The sequence below is a fragment of the Agrococcus versicolor genome, assembly GCF_039531815.1.
Taxonomy (GTDB): domain Bacteria; phylum Actinomycetota; class Actinomycetes; order Actinomycetales; family Microbacteriaceae; genus Agrococcus; species Agrococcus versicolor.
In genome coordinates this window covers 169,257-188,384 of record NZ_BAAAQT010000005.1, presented here as the reverse complement: position 1 = coordinate 188,384, position 19,128 = coordinate 169,257, and the positions used below count along the sequence as shown (strand labels likewise).

The window sequence follows — 19,128 nt, the reverse complement described above, 5'->3', positions numbered from 1 at the left end:
GGGTGGTGGTCTCTCTCGCGTCGACGCGCGCCAGGGCGCGCGTCATGCGGGATCGAGCCTACGTCGTCGACTCGGAGGCGCGCAGCGTCGTCGACTCGGGCGTGCGCAGCGTCGTCGACTCGGGCGCGCGCAGCGGCTGCACGTCGAGGTCGCCGGCGGGATCGGCGTCGGCCCGCAGCGCGAGCATGTGCGTCGCGCCGGAGGCCGCGAGGCCGTCGAGCACGCGCGCGACGTTCTTCGTGCGGCGCGCGACGCGCACGGCGCGACCCGATGCGACGACGCGGCGCTTCACGGCGACGAGCGTCGCCGGCGGCAGGTCGCGGTCGTGGAGGATGCCGACGGTCTCGGCGCCCTCGTCGGCGACGACGTCGACGAGGTCGATGAGCCGCTCGAAGCCGAACGAGATGCCCGCGGCGGGCACGTCGGTGCCGAGGAACCGGCCGACCATCCCGTCGTAGCGGCCGCCGCCGCCGATCGAGTACGGCACCGCCGGGTGCGCGATCTCCATGATGACGCCCGTGTAGTAGCCCATGCCGCGCACGAGCGACGGGTCGAGCTCGAGCCGCACGCCGAGGTCGGCGGCATCGACGGCGAGCAGCGTGCGCAGGGCCTCGGTCGCCTCGTCGGGCAGCGAGGACCAGTCCCCCGCCGCCACGGCGTCGATGCGCGCGAGCACGGCCGCGCCGTCGATCCCTGCCGCGTCGAGCTCGCCCGCGACGCCGTCGCGGCCGATCTTGTCGAGCTTGTCGATCGTGATGAGCGCGCCCTCGCGCGCCGCGTCGGGCACGCCTGCGGCCTCGAGCATCGCGTGGAGGATGCGGCGGTCGTTGACGCGCAGGAACGCGTCGCCGAGGCCGAGGCGGGCCAGCGCGTCGCCCGTCGCGGCGACGAGCTCGAGCTCCGCCTGGATGCCGGGCTCGCCGACGACGTCGATGTCGCACTGCACGAACTGGCGGTAGCGGCCCGCCTGCGGGCGCTCGGCGCGCCAGACCGGCGCGATCTGGATCGTGCGCACGACCGAGGGCAGCTCGGCCCGGTTCGTCGCGTAGTAGCGCGCGAGCGGCACCGTGAGGTCGAAGCGCAGCCCGAGGTCGGCGAGCTCGGCGGGCGAGGCAGCCGCGCGGAGGTCGTCGACCGTGAGGCCGCGGCGCTGGATGCCGAACGCGAGCTTCTCGTTGTCGCCGCCGAGGCCCGCGTGCAGGCGCTCGGCGAGCTCGACGACGGGCGTCTCGATCTCCTCGAAGCCATGGTCCGAGAACGCGTCGCGGATGATGCCGGCGACGTGCGCACGGCGCCGGTGCTCGGCGGGCAGCATGTCGCGCATGCCGCGGGGAGGGTTCACCTGGGATGCCACGTGCCCCATCCTCTCGCATCCCGCGCGCGCCGCCCGGCGTCCGCGGACGCGCCGCGAGTTCGGCAGGATGGAGCGATGGCCCTCCGCCTCCGCAGACCGCTGCTTCGCGACCACGGCGTCGCGTCGCAGCTGCTGCGTCTCACGATCGTGGGCATGGTCGTGGCGGCCGAGGCGCGACGCGTCGGCGTGCTGCTCGACCTCGGGGCGTCGCTCGTCGTGCACTTCTCGTACTTCACGACGCAGGCCGCGGTGCTCTCGGGGCTCGTCGCGATCTGGATGGTCGCGCAGCCGGCGACGCACCGCCCCGCGTGGTTCGACTGGCTGCGCGGCGCGACGACGACGTGGGTGCTGCTCGCCGGGGTCACCTACGTCACCGTGCTCGAGCCGGGCTCGTTCCTCGACCCGACCGAGCCGTTCCAGAGCATCGTGCAGCACCAGCTCGTGCCGTTCGTCATGGTGCTCGACTGGGCGCTGACGCCCGGTCGCACGAGCGTGCGCCGCCGCCGCTCCTGGACGTGGCTCATCTACCCCGCCGTGTACGCCGTCGTCGCGCTGATCGTCGCGAACCAGATCGGCGCGTGGCTCTACCCCTTCCTCAACCCGGTCGCCGCCGACGGCTGGCTCGGCGTCGCCGTGCAGACGACGGGCGTGCTCGGCATCCTCATGGGGCTCGTCGTGCTCGTCGCGCTGCTCGGCCCGCGCGGCGCAGGGCCGGCGAGGCGCGTGCGCCTGCGCGACGCGGGGCCCGCGGTGCCGCCGGAGGACCAGGCGGCCGCGCTCGGCGCGTCGCCGCCCGCAGCGCGGCGCGAGGCCGCGCCCGTGCCACGATGAGCGCGTGACGTCGCCCTGGTCGTTGACCGACCGCTCCGTGCCCGTGCTGGCCCTGCGCACGACCGTGCTGCTCGCCGGCGTCTTCGCCGAGGTGTGGAACCTCGTGACCGTCGCCGGGCAGGGCGACCGGCTCAGCGAGCATCTCGGCTACTTCACGGTGCAGTCGAACCTGCTCGTGCTCGTCGTCGTCGCCACGATGCTGCTGCGTCCGGACGGACGGCCCGCATGGTTCGACGCCCTGCGCGGCGCGACGACGGCGTACATCGTGCTCACGGGCCTCGTGTGGGCCGTGCTGCTCGCCTCCCCCGCCGAGGCGCTCGGCTTCGACGTCGCCTACCCGAGCTTCGCGCAGCACCGCCTCATCCCCGTGCTCATGGCGATCGACTGGCTGCTCGTGCCCACCTCCAGGCCGCTGCGCGTCGGCCGCTGCATCGCCGCCTGGATGCTCTACCCCATCGCGTACCTCGCGGGCTCGTGGATCCGCGGCGGCCTCGGCGACGGATGGATCCCCTACCCGTTCCTCGATCCCGCCGTGCACGGCGGCATCGCAGGTCTCGTCGCGCCGACGGGTCAGGTGCTGCTCGCGTTCGTCGTCGGCATCGCGCTCGTCGCCGTCGTCGGCCGGATCCGGTGGCGGCCGCGCGACGGGGCGACGCGGCCGGCCGCGCGGATCGATCGGGTGCGAGCGGGCTGAGGGTCGTCGCGCGCGAAGGGTGCTCGATGCTCGGTGGCGGGTCGCCGGTGGCGGCGGGCCGGTGACGGGTGGCCGGTGACGGCAGGCCGGTGACGGGTGGCCGGTGACGGCAGGCCGGTGACGTCAGACCCGTGACGGCAGGCCCGTGACGCCAGGCCCGTGATGGCAAGCCCGTGACGGCAGGCCCGTGACGGTGGGCCTGGGACGGTGGGCCTGGGACGGCACGTCGGTCACGATCGGTCGGTCACGATCGGTCGGTCACGATCGGTCGGTCACGGCAGGTGAGGATCGACCTTCGGCCGACGACCACGGTTCGCGGGCCCCGGCCGGCGCCGTAGAGCATGACCACGCGCCGCCAGATCCACGGCTCTGCGACGGGTCGACTCCTCTGCGCACGCGACGGTGCGCTTCGGCGCGGATTCGGCGGGCCGGTTCGTCGCGCGCGTCGCGCGTGCGTGCTCGGCGCGCGCACTCGACGTGCGCGCCGCACGTGCGTGCTCGACGAGCCCGTCCGAGGGCTCGTGACGAGCCCGTGGTCCGTTGTCCACAGGTCGCGCCTTCTTCGAACGTATGTTCGAACACGCGGTATCCTGGAGGTCAACGAGGGGCGGTGAGCGATGCGCGATCAGGCGGTGGTCGAGACGGCGGTGGTCGACGCGCTCCTCGAGGGATCCGTCGCGTGCGCGTCGCTCACCGACGACGAGCTGCTCGTCGCACTCGACGAGCTCGGCGCGCGGCGTCGCGTGCTCGACGCGGCGCTCGTGCGGGCCGCCGGCGAGGTCGCAGCCCGTTCCGACGGGCTGCCCGCCGACGCCTCGCTCGTACGCAGGAGCGGCCACGCGACGCTGGCGCAGCTGCTGCAGCATCGCGTGGGGCTGCGGCTGCACGAGGCCCGACGGCTGTGCGTCGTCGCGGAGGCGACGCGAGCGCGCGTCACGCTCACCGGCGCCCCGCTGCCCGTCCAGCATCCGCACGTGGCGGCCGCGCTCGCTCCCGGATGGCTCTCCGTCGCGCAGGCCGACGCGATCGTCGCGGGGCTCGACGCCGCGGACGGCCGCGCCCCGGTCGACGCCGTCGACCAGGCCGAGGCGTTCCTCGTCGCCGCTGGCTGCGGCACCGCCGCGCACGACGACGCGCCCGCCGTGCCCGAGACGCTCGCAGCGCTCGCCCGCGCCTGCCTCGCCTACCTCGACCCCGACGGCGCCGAGCCCCGTCACGAGGCGCAGCTCGCCGCGCGCTTCCTGACGCTGCGGCGACGGGCCGACGGGCTCGTCGCGGGCAGGTTCCTCTGCACCACCGAGCAGGGCGAGATCCTCGAGGCGGCGCTCGACGCGCACGTCGGCCCGCGACGACCGTCGTTCGAGGACGTGGGCGATGCGCCGAGCGAGGGCGAGGTGGCGGCCATCGGCCGTCTCGACGACACGAGCACGCTCCACGACACCGACACCGACACCGACCACGCGCTCCCCGGCCGCACCACCGCGGGCGACGCCGCCGCGGACCAGCCGAGCGCGGACGAGACCAGCAGCACCGACGCGATCGACGCGGACAGGACCAGCGCGGACGCGCCTGCCGTCGACGATCGGAGCCGCGACCAGCGCCGCATCGACGCGCTCGTCGCGATCGTCGGCAGGCATGCCGAGACGCGGGCGCCACGCGTCGGCGGCGAGGCACCCGTGCTCGTCGTCACGGTCTCGCGGGAGGCGCTCCATGGCAGGCGCGATGGGATCGCCGACGTGCCGCGGCTCGAGCGCTCCGGCGATCCCGTGCCCATCGCGGTCGCCGCCCGCATCCTCTGCGACGGCTTCGTCCAGCCCGTCGTGCAGGGCGAGCACGCGGAGCCGCTGCGGCTCGGACGCAGACGACGGCTCTTCTCTCGGAGCCAACGCCGAGCGATCATCGCTCGCGACCGCCACTGCCGAGCTCCGGGCTGCACCGCACCCGCCGGCTGGTGCGAGACGCACCACGTCACAAGGTGGGCCGACGACGGCGCCACCGACGTCGACAACGGCATCCTGCTCTGCCGTCACCATCACACCGAGGTGCACCGCGGCGCGCTCGCGATCGCACCCGGCACGAGGACGCGATGGAGCATCACGACCGCGCACGCTCGCAGGCCGCGCACCCGCGCACCATCGAGCGCGTGACCGCCGCGCGCCTCCGTGCGAGAGACGGATCGCCGATCGACGACCCGCGGCGGATGGCCGCCCGACGACCGACGCTGCTGCGCCGGACCAGCCCGCTGCCCGAACGAACCTGCCTGCCGTGGGAGCGCAGCCTGCTGCATGGAAGTCACTGCCGCTCGACAGGGCTGCGCTTCGGTCACCGGCAGCGTCGCGGCGCTGCACGGCTCCGCGCCAGCGCGCCCGACGGGTTGTCGACCGCCTACGGGCCGGCGTCGGGCGTCGACGCGTCGCGCTGCGGCGCCGCGTCCTCCGGACCGCGGTCGTCGCGACGCACGCCCTCGGCCTGCCGGCCGGCGTCGGGCGTCGACAGGTCGCGCTGCGGCGCGACGTCCTGCGCATCGCGGGCATCGCGGCGCACGGTGTCGGCACGGAGGCGGGCGTCGGCGCGCAGACGTGTCCAGTACGGGAGGGCGCGCAGGTTCGGATCGGCACGACCCGCCGCCCACGGCGCCCCGACGGCGACGACCGCCACGGCCACCGCGAGGCCGACCGACACGGTGATCCACGGCTCGATCGCCACGACGACGGCGCTGGCGACGCCGAGCCCGGCGAGCGCGACCCATCCGACGACCCACGTGGCACCCGGCGCGACCGATCGCCCCGCGATGAGCAGGCCGCCCAGCACGCCGCCGCCGACGACGGCGACCACCAGCTCGATCCACACCACGCACGCCTCCCGTCGGCCCGCCCAGGCTAGCGAGCCCACCTGCGCAGGCGCCGGATCGTCAGCCGGCCAGGCAGACAGCGGGACTGCCGGCCAGGCAGGCAGGCAACCGGCCGGGCAGGAGCCGGACCGACAGCCACCCACGCAGCCGGCCCGCCGTCAGTCGGCCGCACCCTCCGCCGACGCGGCGCCGAGCGCAGGCTCCCCCGCCCGCAGCGCGGCGTCGCGCTCGCGCACCGCGACGCGCAGCGCCCGCTCGGCGTCGAGGCCGTGCGCACCCGCCTGCTCGACGATCGCCAGCAGCGCCGCACCGAGCTCGGCCTCCGTCGCCGGCGCCGACCCGTCCGCCTCCACCGGTGCGACGAGCCCGCCCTTCCGGGCACGATGCAGCGTCTTCTGCGCGAGCGCGAGCGCGGGCAGCCCCGGCGGGATGCCGTCGAGCGCGCTCGTGCGCTCCGACTTCTCGGCCCGCTTCAGCGCATCCCAGGAGGCGACGACGTCGTCGACGCTCGACACCTGCGCGTCGCCGAAGACGTGCGGATGCCGCGACCGCATCTTCGCCGCCGCATCGCGCGCGACGTCGGCGATGTCGAAGCCCTCCTCGACCGCCGCGATGTCGGCGTGGAACAGCACCTGGTAGAGCACGTCGCCGAGCTCCTCGCGCATACCGGCGACGTCGCCCGACTCGATCGCGTCGACGAGCTCGTAGACCTCCTCGACGAGGTACGTGACGAGGCTCTCGTGCGTCTGCTCGGCATCCCACGGGCAGCCGCCGGACCTGCGCAGGCGCGCGACGACCGCGACGAGGTCCTCGAGGCCGTCGAGGCCATCGGGGCCGTCGAGGCCATCGGGGCCGTCGAGGCCGTCGGCATCGCGTGCGCGGTCACGGCCGACGGCGTCGCCCGAGCCGCTCACGCCGCGCCGCCGTCGTCGATCGGTCGACCCTCGGCGTCGAGGCGCACGGCGTCCTTCGGCGGTGGCGGCGGGAACAGCGCCGTCAGCAGCTGCGACACCCAGGCGATGAGCTCGGCGTCGGGCAGCGGCTCCGCCTGCGTGCCCGCGAGGCGTCCGCCGCCCGCGGTCGGGCTCGGCACGAGCAGCGTGCGCGCCTGCTGGTTCCACTTGGCCGCCGGGTACATGCGCCGCATGCGCAGCTGCAGCGACTCCGACAGGTCGGCGGGTCCGATGCGCATGTTGGGACCGACCGTGATGACCTCCGACAGCCGCGCCTGCATCGCCTGACGGCGCAGGCGCGCCATCGCCAGCAGCGTCACGACCTGCTGCGGCGGCGGGCCGTAGCGGTCGTGCAGCTCGTCGGCGACCATGTCGATCGCGGTGTCCGACGGCGACGACGCCGCGGCGGAGAGCTTCTGGTACGCCTCGAGTCGCAGGCGCTCGGCGTCGAGGTACGACTCCGGGATGACGGCGTCGACGGGCAGCTCGAGCCGCAGCTCGCGCGGCACGTCCTCCGCGTCGCCGCGGAAGGCGGAGACCGCCTCACCCACCATCCGCAGGTACAGGTCGAAGCCGACGCCCGCGATGTGGCCCGACTGCTCGCCGCCGAGCAGGTTGCCTGCGCCGCGGATCTCGAGGTCCTTCATCGCGACCTGCATGCCGGCGCCGAGCTCGTTGTGCACCGCGATCGTCTCGAGGCGGTCGTGCGCCGTCTCGGACAGCGGCGTCTCGGCGTCGTAGAGGAAGTACGCGTACGCGCGCTCGCGCCCACGGCCGACGCGGCCGCGCAGCTGATGCAGCTGGCTGAGGCCGTAGCGCTCGGCGCGGTCGACGATGAGCGTGTTCGCGTTGGGGATGTCGAGGCCCGTCTCGACGATCGTCGTCGACACGAGCACGTCGAAGCGGCGCTCCCAGAAGTCGACGATGACCTGCTCGAGCTGATGCTCGTTCATCTTGCCGTGGGCGACGGCGATGCGCGCCTCGGGCACGAGCTCCGCGAGGTGCGCGGCGGTGCGGGCGATCGACGAGACGCGGTTGTGCACGAAGAACACCTGGCCCTCGCGCAGCAGCTCGCGGCGCACCGCGGCCGCCACCTGCTGGTCGGAGTACGCGCCGACGTACGTGAGGATCGGATGCCGCGCCTCGGGCGCCGTCGCGAGCGTCGACATCTCGCGGATGCCCGTCACGGCCATCTCGAGGGTGCGCGGGATGGGCGTCGCCGACATCGACAGCACGTCGACGTTCGTCTTCATCTGCTTGAGCGCATCCTTGTGCTCGACGCCGAAGCGCTGCTCCTCGTCGATGATGACGAGGCCGAGGTCCTTGAAGCCCGCCCCCTCGGTGAGGATGCGGTGCGTGCCGATCACCATGTCGACCGTGCCGTCGGCGAGGCCCTGCCGCGTCGCCTTCGCGTCGGCGGCCGACTGGAAGCGGCTGAGGGCGGCGACCTGCACGGGGAAGCCCGCGAAGCGCGCGGCGAACGTCTCGTGGTGCTGACGCACGAGCAGCGTCGTCGGCACGAGCATCGCGACCTGCTTGCCGTCCTGGATGGCCTTGAACGCCGCGCGCACCGCGACCTCGGTCTTGCCGAACCCGACGTCGCCCGAGAGCAGCCGATCCATGGGCACCTCGCGCTCCATGTCGCGCTTGACCTCGTCGATCGTCGTGAGCTGGTCGGGGGTCTCGGCGTACGGGAACGCGTCCTCGAGCTCGTGCTGCCACGGGGTGTCGGGGCCGAAGGCGTGGCCGCGCGAGGCCATGCGCGCCGCGTACAGCCGCACGAGCTCGACCGCGATGTCGCGCACGGCCTTGCGCGCCTTCGACTTCGCCGCCTGCCACTCGCTGCCGCCCATGCGCGACAGCGTCGGGCTCTCGCCGCCGACGTAGCGCGAGAGCTGGTCGAGCTGGTCGGTGGGGATCGAGAGCCGATCGCCCGCCTGCCCCCGCTTCGACGGGGCGTACTCGAGCACGAGGTACTCGCGCACCGTCTGCGTCGGGTTGCGGCCGCCGGACGACACCGTGCGCTGCATGAGCTCGACGAAGCGGCCGATGCCGTGCGTCTCGTGCACCACGAGGTCGCCGGGCTTCAGCTGCAGCGGGTCGACGACCGTGCCGCGACGCGTCGCGAGCCTGCGCGGCGAGCGGGCGTCGACGCCGACGGCCCGGCCGAAGAGCTCCGCCTCGCTCACGAGGGCGATGCGGGCGTCCTGCACGCGGAATCCGTGCTCGACGGAGGCGCGCGCGACGTGCACGACGCCCGCCTCGAGCGTCGCGGGCAGCGCGTCGGCCTGCCGTGCGGCGACGCCGCGCTCGGCGAGCACCGACGCCGCCCGCTCGCCCGTGCCGTGGCCCGCGACCGTGACGACGACGCGCCAGCCGTCGCGCGCGAGCGCGACGACGGCGTCGACCGCGGCCTCCGCGCCCTGGCCGATGGGGTTCGGGATGCTCGGCACGAGCTCGGAGCCGTCGGGCGTCAGGTCGGTGCCGAACGCCGACAGCGCGTACCAGGGGCCGTCGGCTGCGGCACGCAGCTCGTCGAGGTCGAGGAAGCCGCCGGCGGCGAGGTCGACGGGCACCTGCGCGCCCGCCGCCGCCGCGGCCCACGCCGCCTCGAGGAACTCGCGGTTCGTGTCGTCGAGGATCGCGACGCGGTCGCGGACGCGCTCGGGGCCGACGACCGCGACGGCCGCCTCGGGCAGGTGATGCGTCAACGGCACGAGCCGCGGCAGCAGGAGCGGCGCGAGCGACTCCATGCCCTCGACGACGATGCCGTTCGCGACCTTCTCGAGCATGCCCTCCATCGCCGGCATCTCGTGCTGCAGCTCGGCGGCGCGCTGGCGCACGTCGTCGGTGAGGAGCAGCTCGCGCGCCGGCGGCAGCTCGATCGACGGCACGACCTCGGGGTCCGACCGCTGGTCGGCGACGCGGAACCACCGCAGCTGCTCTATCTCGTCGCCGAAGAGGTCGACGCGCAGCGGATGCTCCTCGGCAGGGCTGAAGACGTCGAGGATGCCGCCGCGCACGGCGAACTCGCCGCGACGCGTCACCATGTCGACCCGCTGGTAGGCGTGCGCGACGAGCGAGCGCGTCAGCGCGGCGAGGTCGACGCCGCGCTGGCCCGTCGCGAGCGCGATCGCGTCGGCGTCGCCGAGGCCGATGGGCGTCGGCTGGAGGGCCGCGCGCGCCGACGCGACGATGATCGCCGGCGTGCCCGCCGGGCGCATCCGCACGTCGCGCAGCGCCCGCCACCGCTGTCCGACGGTCTCGGGGCTCGGGCTCAGCCGCTCGTGCGGCAGCGTCTCCCACGCGGGGAAGCCGACGACCGTCGCCGTCGGCAGCCATGCGCCGAGCTCGGCGACGAGCGCGTCGGCCTCGCGCTTCGTCGACGTGACGACGAGCAGCGGCCGGTCGGTCGACGCGATCGCGGCGAGGAGCGGCGAGCGCATGCCCTCCGCGACGGTGAACGACCCCCCGACCGCGATGCGGCGACGGGCGTCGGCGAGCGCCGTCTCCTCGAGGACGGCGAGCAGCGGCGCGAGGCTCACTGCGTGTAGATCACGGCGCCCGAGGCGTCGGCGACCGAGAACGAGTACGAGATCGCGGCGGGGTCGCCCGGCGGCGGCACGGCCACGAACACCTGGTTGAGCTCGAGCGGCACGCCCTCGAGCCGCGTCATCTCGATCGGCGCGCCGTACCAGGTGATCGTCGCGACGTTCTCGCCCGCGGGGCCCATGAAGACGACGTACGGCTCGGTCGCGACGTCGCCGAGCACGCACACGGTGCCGCCCGATCCGAGGCACACCCCGACCGGCTGCGACTCGCCCGAGCGCTCGAGGATGACGTCGAGCGCGCTCGTCGTCTCGCTCACGTCGACCCAGGCGTTCACCTCGCCGATCGTGCCGCCGAGGTCGTAGCCGTTCGGTCCGGTCGGACCGTCGTCCTCCGCACCGCCCACGCAGCCCGCGAGGACGAGCATGAGCGAGGTCGCCGCAGCGCCCGCGGCAAGGCCGCGCAGCGCACGCTGTCGAAGACGCATCCGGACACCCTCCTCGTCGACGGTCCATGGTAGCCGTCGATGGCATGCGCGGCGTCGCCGCTCGACGGTCGCGGCCCGCCGATCAGGGCGCATGCAGCGCCTGCTGCGCCGGCAGGAGGCCGTCGCGCAGCACGTGCTCCACGGCGTCGGCCGCCGTGTCGATCATGAACGGCAGCTCGGCCTGCTCGACGCTCGCGAAGCGCTTGAGCACGAAGTCGGCCGGATCCTGCCTGCCGGGCGGGCGGCCGATGCCGACCCGGACCCGGATGAAGTCGGCGCCGCGCGCCGCGATGACGTCGCGCAGGCCGTTGTGGCCGCCCGCTCCCCCGCCGCGCTTGAGCCGCACCGCGCCGAACGGCAGGTCGAGCTCGTCGTGGATGACGACGACCTGCTCGATCGGCACGCCGTAGTAGTCCATGAGCGAGGCGACGGGGCCGCCCGAGCGGTTCATGTACGTCTCGGGGAAGGCCAGCACGACCTTCGGGCCGCCGACGATGCGGCGCTCGCCGACGCTCGCGGCCGCCTTGCGGTGCCGGGAGCGCGTGACGCCCGCGCGCGAGCCGAGCTCGTCGAGCACGTCGACGCCGACGTTGTGGCGGGTGCGCTGGTAGTCGGGCCCGGGGTTCCCGAGCCCGACCACCAGCCACGCGTCGCTCATGTGCTGCGCGTGCGACTACTCGTCGTCGTCGCTGGACTCGTCGTCGCCCTCGGCGTCCTCGACGGTCTCGTCGCCCTCGGCGACGGCGTCCTCGTCCTCGAGCACGGGCGCCGGAGGCGTCGCGATGCCGACGACGAGCGTCTCGGGGTCGGTGACGAGCACGGCGCCCGAGGGCAGCGTGACGTCGGATGCGAGGATCTGCGCACCCTCCTCGAGGTCCTCGATCGACACGACGACGTTCTCGGGGATGTGGAGCGCCTCGACCTCGAGCAGGAGCGTCGTGTTCTCGAGGTTCGCGATGGTGCCGGGAGCCGACTCGCCCTCGACGTGCACGGGCACGTCGACCTGGACCTTCTCGCCGCGGCGCACGACGATGAGGTCGAGGTGCTCGAGCGCGGGGATGCCCTGGAGGACGGGGTTGCGCTGGATGTCCTTGACGAGCGCGAGCTGCGAGCTGCCCTCGATCTGGAGGTCGAGCACGGCGTTGGCCTTGCGCACGAGGAGGAAGACGGCGTGGCCGTCGAGCGCGAGGTGCCGCGGCTCGGTGCCGTGCCCGTAGAGGACGGCGGGGATCTTGCCGATGGCACGGAGACGGCGGGCCGCACCCTTGCCGAACTCGGTGCGGATCTCGGTGACGAGCGTGTTGTCGTCCTTGCTCATGGTGATGCTCCCTGTCGGGGCCTGTCGGCCCGGGTGGTCGTCTGCCCTCGGCGTTGCGCGCGGGAGCGAGCCACAGGCTCACCGCCACGTCGATCACGGGCGCGTGGGCGCCCCTCGCCGAGGTCTCGACGGGTCAGCCTAGCAGGGGCGAGAGCGTCTCCTCGATCGAGCGGGCTCGCCTGCCCGTGATGCGCTCGACGTCGTCCGTCGTCTCGGCGAGCGAGCCGTCGGCGATCGCGGTGTACGTCGACACCCATGCGTCGAGCTGCCACTGCTCCGCGCCCCACTGCGCGCGGCGCCAGGCGTAGGCCGACTCGATGGTCTCGTCCTCGAAGCGCAGCGACGCCCCCGAGGCTGCCGAGGCCCGCGCGACGGCCTCGGTGATCGTCGGGGCGTCGGGACCGGTGAGCGTGTACGTCGCGCCGGCGTGCGCGTCGGGGTCGCGCAGCACCGCGGCGGCGACGTCGGCGACGTCGACGCGCGAGACGACGGCGAGCCGGCCGTCGCCCGCCGGCCCGCGGATGACCCCCTCGGCGTCGGCGAACCGCACGAGCGACTCCTGGTACAGGCTGTCGCGAAGGAACGTCCACGCCATGCCGGACGCGCGCAGCGCCTCCTCGGCGGCGTGGTGGTCGCGACCGAGCGTGAACGTCGCGTCGGCCGCCGCGCCCTGGAACGACGTGTAGACGACGTGGCGCACGCCAGCGGCCGCCGCGGCAGCGATGGCGGTCGCATGCTCGCGGCGACGCGTCGGCGACTCGGACGCCGACACGAGCAGGAGCGCGTCGACGCCCGCGAACGCCGCACGGCACGCGTCGGCGTCGCCGTGCTCGGCGACGCGCGCCTCGAACCCCGACGGTGCGCGCGACGCGTCGCGCACGACGACGACGGGCTCGAGCTCGCCGATGCGGGCGAGCACGAGGCCGCCGATCGTGCCGGTGACGCCCGTGAGGGCGATGGTGCTGCGGGGCGCGGTCATGCGCCCATCCTCTACCCGAGCGCCCCGCCCACGAGGTAGATGACGCCCGCCAGGGCGAAGCCCAGCACGGCCATGAGCCCCTGCAGCACCGTCCACGTCGACAGGGTCTGCTTCATGTCCATGCCGAAGAAGCGGCTCACGAGCCAGAAGCCGGAGTCGTTGACGTGGCTGAAGCCGACGGATCCGGCGGCGGTCGCGAGCACGATCGCGGCGATCTCGATCGGGTTGTACTCGCCGGCGGCGACGACGCCCGTCATGAGCGACGCGGCCGTCGTGAGGGCGACCGTCGCCGAGCCCTGCGCGACGCGCACGATGAGCGCGATGAGGAACGCCGCGACGATCGCGGGCAGCCCGATGCCGTTGAGCGACTCGGCGACGGCGTCGCCGATGCCCGTCGAGCGCAGGACGCCGCCGAACATGCCGCCGGCGCCCGTGACGAGCACGACGGAGCAGATGGGGCCGAGCGCCGAGTCGGAGATCTTCTCGATGAGCGAGCCGCTCTTGCCCATGCCCCAGCCGAGCACCGCCATCGAGACGAAGACGGTGATGAGGAGCGCGACGGGCGTCTCGCCGAGCGAGCGGAGGATGGCGACCCACGGCTCGGCGCGGAAGGCGTCGGGGTCGGGCTGCACCGAGGCGGCCATGTTGAGGCTCGTGTTCAGCAGGATGAGCACGAGCGGCAGCAGCAGGAGCAGCAGGATGCGGCCGACGGACGGGTTCGAGCGGAACGCCTCGACGTCGTCGTCGTCGCGCCGACCCTCGAGGATCGTCGGCACGGGGATGTCGAGGCGGTTGCCGATGCGCGAGCCGACGACGACGCCCGCGACGTACCAGACCGGGATCGCGACGACGAGGCCGAGGATGAGCACGAGCCCAACGTCGGCGCCGTAGATCGCCGACGCCGAGACCGGGCCCGGGTGCGGCGGCACGAAGATGTGCATCGCGGAGAACGCGATCGCCGCGGGGAAGGCCACCGAGAGGAACGAGCCGCCGACGCGGCGGGCGACGGCGTAGATGATCGGCATCATGACGACGAGGCCCGCGTCGAAGAAGATCGGGAAGCCCATGAGGAGGCTCGCGACCGAGAGCGCGAGGCCCGCCCGATGCTCGCCGAACCGGGCGATCATCGCATCCGACAGCACCTTCGCGCCGCCCGACGCCTCGATCATGCGCCCGAGCATCGCGCCGAGCGCGACGAGCAGCATGACGGTGCCGAGCGTCGAGTTGAAGCCGAATCCGAGCGCCTCGACGAGCCGCGAGAACGGGATGCCCGCCGCGATGGCCGTGAGGATGCTCGTGAGCATGAGCGCGAGGAAGGCATGCACCTTGAGCGCCATGATGAGCACGAGCAGGAACGCGACGGCGCCGGCGGCGAGCAGCAGCAGCCCCGCCGTGCCGAGGTCCCATTGCAGCACCAGGTCTTCCATCGTGTCCTCGTCTCGTGTCGTGCTCGGTCGTGCGGGGTGGTGGGGTCGTGCGGGAGCCGGGCGGGGTCGCTAGGCGGTGCGGGCTCGACGCTGCAGCAGCCGCTGCAGCTCGTCGACGATCTCGGCGGGCGTCGAGGCGATGTCGACGTCGACGCCGTGCTCCCACTCCGCGAGCGGCTCGAGGGTCTCGAGCTGGCTCTGCAGCAGCGTCGTGGGCATGTACTCGTGGTCGCGGCCCGCGAGGCGCTGCTCGAGGAGCGCGCGCCCGCCCACGAGGTGCACGAACAGGAGGTCAGGTGCCGACGAGCGCAGCAGCTCGCGGTACCAGCGCTTGAGCGCCGAGCACGCGACGATGACGATGCGGCCCGCGGCCTGCTCGTCGGCGATGCGCTGGCCGATGGCCTTGAGCCACGGCACGCGATCCTCGTCGGTGAGCGGCGTGCCCGCGGCCATCTTCGCCTTGTTCGCGGCGGGGTGCAGGTCGTCGCCGTCGACGAACGCGACGTTGAGGCGTGCGGCGAGCGCGGCGCCGATCGTCGACTTCCCCGTGCCCTGCGCACCCATCATGATCATCGGCGGGTAGGTGACCGGCATCAGGCCCTCGTCTCGTCGTCGGCGTCGTCGTCGGCGGCACGGCGCCCATCGGGGATGGCGAAGCGCAGCAGCACCTTCGACGATACCGACGCATCCCGCGCGACCTCGAGCCCTGCGAGCGCGTCGGCGGCGCCGAGCACGTGCGTGACGACGGGGGCGACGTGGAGCGAGCCGTCGGCGAGCGCGGCGACGACCTCGTCGATCTCGTCGCGGAAGCGGAACGAGCCCACGAGATGCAGCTCGCGCGTGATGGCCGTCGCGATGGGCACGGCGACGTCGCCCGAGCGCTGCAGCCCCAGCAGCACGACCGTGCCGCCGCGGCGTGCCGAGCGGATGGCCGTCTGGAGCCCCGGGAGCGTGCCCGACGACTCGACGACGACGTCGGCCTCGACGGCGGCGAGCGCGTCGGCGTCGCGCGCGTCGATCGTGCGGTCGGCACCGACCTCGCGCGCGATGCGCAGCGGCAGCTCGTGCAGGTCGCTCGCGACGATCTCCGCCGCGCCGTGGTGGCGCAGCACGGCGACGGCGAGCGCGCCGATGGGCCCGGAGCCGATCACGAGGGCGCGCATGCCCCGCACGTCGCCGGCCTGACCGACGCCGTGCCAGGCGACAGCGGCGGGCTCGGCGAGGGCCGCCGTGCGCAGGTCGAGCCCCTCCGGCAGCGCGCGCAGCATCGTCGCAGGCAGGGCGACGCGCGTCGCGAATGCGCCGTCCTGGTGCGGCAGGCGCGCGGCGGATCCGAGGTAGCTGTCGGGCGTCGCGGGGTGCACCGTCACGGGCGTGCCCGCGGCGGGCCCGGAGCCGTCGGCGGCGGCGATCGCGACGACGCCGGAGACCTCGTGGCCGAGCACCATGGGCGCGCGCAGGATCGACTCCCCCGCCGCGCCGTGCTGCCAGTAGTGGAGGTCGGAGCCGCAGATGCCGCCGTACGCGACGGCGACGACGGCCTCGTGGGCGGCGGGCGTCGGCTCGGGCACCTCCTCGACGCGGACGTCGGATGCGGCGTGGGCGACGACGGCGATGGGGGTGGTGGTCACGGCTCTCCTCGGTAGTGGGTGCGCGCTCAGCGCAGGGGCGTCGTGAGCGTCATGGTGCCGATGCCGACCTCGACGAGGTCGCCGGGAGCGGCGGGGGCGTTCGAGAAGGGCGCGCCCGTCATGACGACGTCGCCGGGGCCGAGCGGCATCCAGTGCGCGACGTAGGCGACGACCTCCGCGATGGATGCGGGCAGCGCGTCGCTCGAGGTGTCGACGACGACCTCGCCCGCCACGCGCATCGTCATCGGCACGTCGCCGATGGGGCCCGTCTCGATCCACGGGCCGAGCGGGGTGTAGCCGACCCCGCCCTTCGCCTCGAAGTTGCGCTGGTCGAGCGCGCTGCGCTCGGGCTGCGACACGTCGTTCACGGCGGTGTAGCCGAGCACGTGCCGCAGGACCTCGTCGACGGGCACCTGGAAGAGCGGGCTGCCGATCACGACGGCGACCTCCGCCTCGACGACCGTGCCGCCCGCGTCGCGCCGCAGCGCGACGGGCGTGCCGTCGGCGACGACGGTGCGCGGCGACTTGAGCCAGGCCTGCACGGGCAGCGGATGGTCGTTCTGGCCGCGGTTCTGCGCGATGCCCGCGACGACGAGCGGCTCGCACGGCGGCAGGAGCGTCGGCGCGTCGAGCGCGTCGCCGATCGGCGCGGGGTCCGCGCCGAGCGCGAACGCCTCGTACGGGTCGGCGATCGGATGCCACGCGCCCGCGTCGGCGGACGGGATCCAGCCGACCCACGACGCGACGCCGTCGACGAGCGCACGTGCGACGCGCATCAGACGACCGCCGTCATGCCGCCGTCGACGTGCAGGGTCTGCCCGTTCACGAACGCCGAGGCGTCGGAGGCGAGGAAGACCGCGGCGCCGACGAGGTCGCGCACGTCGCCCCACCTGCCGGCGGGCGTGCGGCCGCGCACCCACGACGAGAACTGCTCGTCGGCGACGAGCGGCGCCGTGAGCTCCGTCGCGAAGTAGCCGGGCGCGATGGCGTTCGCCGTGATGCCGTGCGGTGCGAGGTCGGCGCAGAGGCCCTTCGTGAGCATGACGATCGCGCCCTTCGTCGCCGAGTACGGCGCGATCGAGGGGCGCGCGAGCTGCGACTGCACCGAGCCGATCGCGATGATGCGCCCCGAGCCGCGCGCGATCATGCCGCGCGCGACGCGGCGCGAGAGCAGGAAGGCGCTCGTGAGGTTCGTCGCGAGCAGGTCGTGCCAGTCGGCGTCGGCGAACTCGGCGATGGGGCCGCGGCGCTGGATGCCGGCGTTGTTGACGAGCACGTCCGGCGTGCCGAGCGCATCCTCGAGCGCGCCGATGCCCGCGTCGACCGCGGCGGCGTCGGTGACGTCGAACGTCGACACGTGCGTGGCCGTGCCGGTGACGTCGGCGATCTCGCCCGCCGCACGCTCGGCCTTCGCGCGGTCCCGTCCGTGGACGACGACCGTGGCGCCGGCGCCCGCGAGCCCCTCGGCGAGCGCTCGGCCGATGCCCTGGCTGGATCCGGTGACGAGCGCCACCCTGCCCGTGAGGTCGAAGGCGTCGAGTCCTGCAGGTCGAGTCATGCGCGTGCCTCCGTGATGATGATGCCTGTGTGCTCCTCCTCGGTCGACAGCCGCACGGCGTCCTCGATCCGCAGGAGGTCCCTGCCTCGAGTCTCCGGCACGAGGAAGGTCGTCGCGGTCGTGATGGCCGCGATGACGGCGACGTAGAGCGCCATGACCTGCCAGGCGCCGCCGGTGAGCGTGAGGAGCGAGACGCCGAGGACGCCGGCGAGGCCGCCGGCGAGCACGGCCGAGAGCTCGCGCGCCATCGCGACGCCGAGGTAGCGGTGCCGGTTGCCGAAGAGCTCGGGCAGCATGGCGCACTGCGGGCCGAGCATCGAGTTCACCGCGACGCCGATGCCGATCGCGATGACGGCGACGGCGAGCCAGCCGATGCCGAGCGAGAGCGCCCACCACGCGGGGAAGGCGAACAGCAGCATGAAGACGGCGCCGAAGCGGTAGACGGCCTTGCGTCCGAACCGGTCGGAGAGGTGGCCGGAGAGCGGCACGGAGAAGATGCCGATGAGCGAGCCGATCGTGACGCCCCACGTCGCGACGCCGCGATCGAGGGGGTTCGCGAGGAACGCGCCGGCGCCCGCGGTCGCGACGAACGCGAGCGTGACGTTCTGGAAGATGTACGACCCGCCGTTCTCCGCCATCCGCAGGCCGATGCCCACGACGACGCCGGGCAGGCCGCGCGTGAAGATCTCGCGCAGCGGACGGTCGGCGACCTGGTCGTGGCGCTCGAGCTCGACGAACGTCGGCGTCTCGCGCAGCCGCAGTCGGATGAAGAGCGCGACGAGGATGAGCACGAACGACGACAGGAACGGCACGCGCCAGCCCCACGACAGCAGCTGGTCCTCGGGCAGGAGCGCGATGACCGAGAACACGACCGCGGCGAGCAGGGTGCCCGCCTGGATGCCGACGAACGGCAGCGCCGAGAAGAAGCCGCGGCGCGCGACCGGCGCGTACTCGGCCATGAGCACCGTCGCGCCCGCCTGCTCGGCGCCGGCGCCGAAGCCCTGCAGGATGCGCATCAGCACGAGCAGCATGGGTGCGAGGAGGCCGACCTGCTCGTACGTGGGCAGGAGGCCGATGGCCGTGGATGCGCCGCCCATGAGCACGATCGTGACGACGAGCACCCACTTGCGGCCGAGCCGGTCGCCGAGGATGCCGAACACGAGGCCGCCGATGGGGCGTGCGACGAAGCCGACGCCGTAGATCGCGAACGCGCCGATGAGGCCGATCGCCGGATCGGACTGGTCGAAGAACAGCACGTTGAACACGAGCGCCGTCATGAGGCCGTAGAGGGCGAAGTCGAAGTACTCGAGCGCGCTGCCGACGCTGGAGGCGAGCGTCGCCCGCCGGAGGTTCGCGGCGTACTCAGGATCGTCGCTGGGCTGGCCGGGACGAGCCTGCGGGGCGTTCGTCGAGGCGTCGTTCGTCGAGGTCACGGTCTCTCCTTCGAGCCGCGCCCGCAGCATCGCGGGCGCTCGTGCAGGTCACGGTAGCAGTGG

At 73.9% G+C, this 19,128-nt stretch carries 17 protein-coding genes; 3 read left to right on the top strand and 14 right to left on the bottom strand.

Annotated features, from left to right (window positions below; all coding sequences use genetic code 11):
- Positions 1 to 58: 58 nt before the first annotated feature.
- Complete coding sequence (locus ABD249_RS03600; RefSeq protein ID WP_344340394.1) at positions 59 to 1,354, bottom strand: histidine--tRNA ligase; 1,296 nt, start codon at positions 1,352 to 1,354, stop codon at positions 59 to 61.
- Positions 1,355 to 1,429: 75 nt separating this feature from the next.
- On the opposite strand from ABD249_RS03600, the gene ABD249_RS03595 reads away from it, so the two are divergent.
- The 3 genes from ABD249_RS03595 to ABD249_RS03585 all read left to right on the top strand — a co-directional run bounded on the left by ABD249_RS03595 (position 1,430) and on the right by ABD249_RS03585 (position 5,026).
- A complete protein-coding gene (locus ABD249_RS03595) occupies positions 1,430 to 2,185 on the top strand; it encodes a Pr6Pr family membrane protein (RefSeq protein WP_344340392.1) in 756 nt (251 codons plus the stop codon).
- A gap of 4 nt (positions 2,186 to 2,189) precedes the next feature.
- Complete coding sequence (locus tag ABD249_RS03590) at positions 2,190 to 2,879, top strand: Pr6Pr family membrane protein (RefSeq protein WP_344340389.1); 690 nt, start codon at positions 2,190 to 2,192, stop codon at positions 2,877 to 2,879.
- A 617-nt stretch (positions 2,880 to 3,496) separates the two neighbouring features.
- Positions 3,497 to 5,026 (top strand): DUF222 domain-containing protein, encoded by a 1,530-nt coding sequence (locus tag ABD249_RS03585; protein WP_344340386.1) that lies wholly within the window; start codon positions 3,497 to 3,499, stop codon positions 5,024 to 5,026.
- 238 nt (positions 5,027 to 5,264) lie between these two features.
- On the opposite strand, the gene ABD249_RS03580 is transcribed toward ABD249_RS03585, so the two are convergent.
- From ABD249_RS03580 to ABD249_RS03520, 13 genes are all read right to left on the bottom strand, one after another.
- Complete coding sequence (locus ABD249_RS03580; RefSeq protein ID WP_344340384.1) at positions 5,265 to 5,729, bottom strand: hypothetical protein; 465 nt, start codon at positions 5,727 to 5,729, stop codon at positions 5,265 to 5,267.
- A 159-nt stretch (positions 5,730 to 5,888) separates the two neighbouring features.
- Positions 5,889 to 6,644 carry a MazG family protein gene (locus ABD249_RS03575; RefSeq protein WP_344340381.1) on the bottom strand — a complete coding sequence of 252 codons (756 nt, stop codon included), beginning with the start codon at positions 6,642 to 6,644 and terminating at the stop codon, positions 5,889 to 5,891.
- Positions 6,641 to 10,228 (bottom strand): transcription-repair coupling factor, encoded by a 3,588-nt coding sequence (gene mfd, locus ABD249_RS03570; RefSeq protein WP_425546280.1) that lies wholly within the window; start codon positions 10,226 to 10,228, stop codon positions 6,641 to 6,643. The genes ABD249_RS03575 and mfd overlap by 4 nt, the downstream gene beginning before the upstream one ends.
- Positions 10,225 to 10,719: a hypothetical protein gene (locus ABD249_RS03565; protein ID WP_344340379.1), complete on the bottom strand. Its 495-nt coding sequence runs from the start codon at positions 10,717 to 10,719 to the stop codon at positions 10,225 to 10,227. The genes mfd and ABD249_RS03565 overlap by 4 nt, the downstream gene beginning before the upstream one ends.
- A gap of 82 nt (positions 10,720 to 10,801) precedes the next feature.
- Positions 10,802 to 11,377, bottom strand: a complete 576-nt coding sequence (pth, locus tag ABD249_RS03560; protein ID WP_344340377.1) for an aminoacyl-tRNA hydrolase — start codon at positions 11,375 to 11,377, stop codon at positions 10,802 to 10,804.
- Positions 11,378 to 11,392: 15 nt separating this feature from the next.
- A complete protein-coding gene (locus tag ABD249_RS03555; RefSeq protein ID WP_344340375.1) occupies positions 11,393 to 12,037 on the bottom strand; it encodes a 50S ribosomal protein L25/general stress protein Ctc in 645 nt (214 codons plus the stop codon).
- Positions 12,038 to 12,170: 133 nt separating this feature from the next.
- Positions 12,171 to 13,016 carry an NAD(P)H-binding protein gene (locus ABD249_RS03550; protein ID WP_344340372.1) on the bottom strand — a complete coding sequence of 282 codons (846 nt, stop codon included), beginning with the start codon at positions 13,014 to 13,016 and terminating at the stop codon, positions 12,171 to 12,173.
- Between the two features lie 11 nt (positions 13,017 to 13,027).
- A complete protein-coding gene (locus ABD249_RS03545) occupies positions 13,028 to 14,443 on the bottom strand; it encodes a GntP family permease (protein WP_344340369.1) in 1,416 nt (471 codons plus the stop codon).
- Between the two features lie 69 nt (positions 14,444 to 14,512).
- Positions 14,513 to 15,037, bottom strand: coding sequence for a gluconokinase (locus ABD249_RS03540; protein ID WP_344340367.1), 525 nt, complete (start codon positions 15,035 to 15,037; stop codon positions 14,513 to 14,515).
- Positions 15,037 to 16,074, bottom strand: coding sequence for a zinc-binding dehydrogenase (locus ABD249_RS03535; RefSeq protein WP_344340364.1), 1,038 nt, complete (start codon positions 16,072 to 16,074; stop codon positions 15,037 to 15,039). Before ABD249_RS03535 ends, ABD249_RS03540 begins: the two co-directional genes overlap by 1 nt.
- 26 nt (positions 16,075 to 16,100) lie before the next feature.
- Complete coding sequence (locus tag ABD249_RS03530) at positions 16,101 to 16,850, bottom strand: fumarylacetoacetate hydrolase family protein (protein WP_344340361.1); 750 nt, start codon at positions 16,848 to 16,850, stop codon at positions 16,101 to 16,103.
- The gene (locus ABD249_RS03525) at positions 16,850 to 17,632 is read right to left on the bottom strand and encodes an SDR family oxidoreductase (RefSeq protein WP_344340358.1); all 783 of its coding nucleotides are present in this window, start codon (positions 17,630 to 17,632) and stop codon (positions 16,850 to 16,852) included. Before ABD249_RS03525 ends, ABD249_RS03530 begins: the two co-directional genes overlap by 1 nt.
- Complete coding sequence (locus ABD249_RS03520; RefSeq protein ID WP_344340355.1) at positions 17,629 to 19,065, bottom strand: MFS transporter; 1,437 nt, start codon at positions 19,063 to 19,065, stop codon at positions 17,629 to 17,631. Before ABD249_RS03520 ends, ABD249_RS03525 begins: the two co-directional genes overlap by 4 nt.
- Positions 19,066 to 19,128: the final 63 nt, after the last annotated feature.

Excerpts from the sequence above, each read along its gene's own strand:
- ABD249_RS03595 (WP_344340392.1), top strand. The coding sequence starts at position 1,430 with ATGGCCCTCCGCCTCCGCAGACCGCTGCTTCGCGACCACGGCGTCGCG.
- ABD249_RS03585 (WP_344340386.1), top strand. The coding sequence starts at position 3,497 with ATGCGCGATCAGGCGGTGGTCGAGACGGCGGTGGTCGACGCGCTCCTC.
- ABD249_RS03565 (WP_344340379.1), bottom strand. The coding sequence starts at position 10,719 with ATGCGTCTTCGACAGCGTGCGCTGCGCGGCCTTGCCGCGGGCGCTGCG.
- pth (WP_344340377.1), bottom strand. The coding sequence starts at position 11,377 with ATGAGCGACGCGTGGCTGGTGGTCGGGCTCGGGAACCCCGGGCCCGAC.
- ABD249_RS03555 (WP_344340375.1), bottom strand. The coding sequence starts at position 12,037 with ATGAGCAAGGACGACAACACGCTCGTCACCGAGATCCGCACCGAGTTC.
- ABD249_RS03550 (WP_344340372.1), bottom strand. The coding sequence starts at position 13,016 with ATGACCGCGCCCCGCAGCACCATCGCCCTCACGGGCGTCACCGGCACG.
- ABD249_RS03545 (WP_344340369.1), bottom strand. The coding sequence starts at position 14,443 with ATGGAAGACCTGGTGCTGCAATGGGACCTCGGCACGGCGGGGCTGCTG.
- ABD249_RS03540 (WP_344340367.1), bottom strand. The coding sequence starts at position 15,037 with ATGCCGGTCACCTACCCGCCGATGATCATGATGGGTGCGCAGGGCACG.
- ABD249_RS03530 (WP_344340361.1), bottom strand. The coding sequence starts at position 16,850 with ATGCGCGTCGCACGTGCGCTCGTCGACGGCGTCGCGTCGTGGGTCGGC.
- ABD249_RS03525 (WP_344340358.1), bottom strand. The coding sequence starts at position 17,632 with ATGACTCGACCTGCAGGACTCGACGCCTTCGACCTCACGGGCAGGGTG.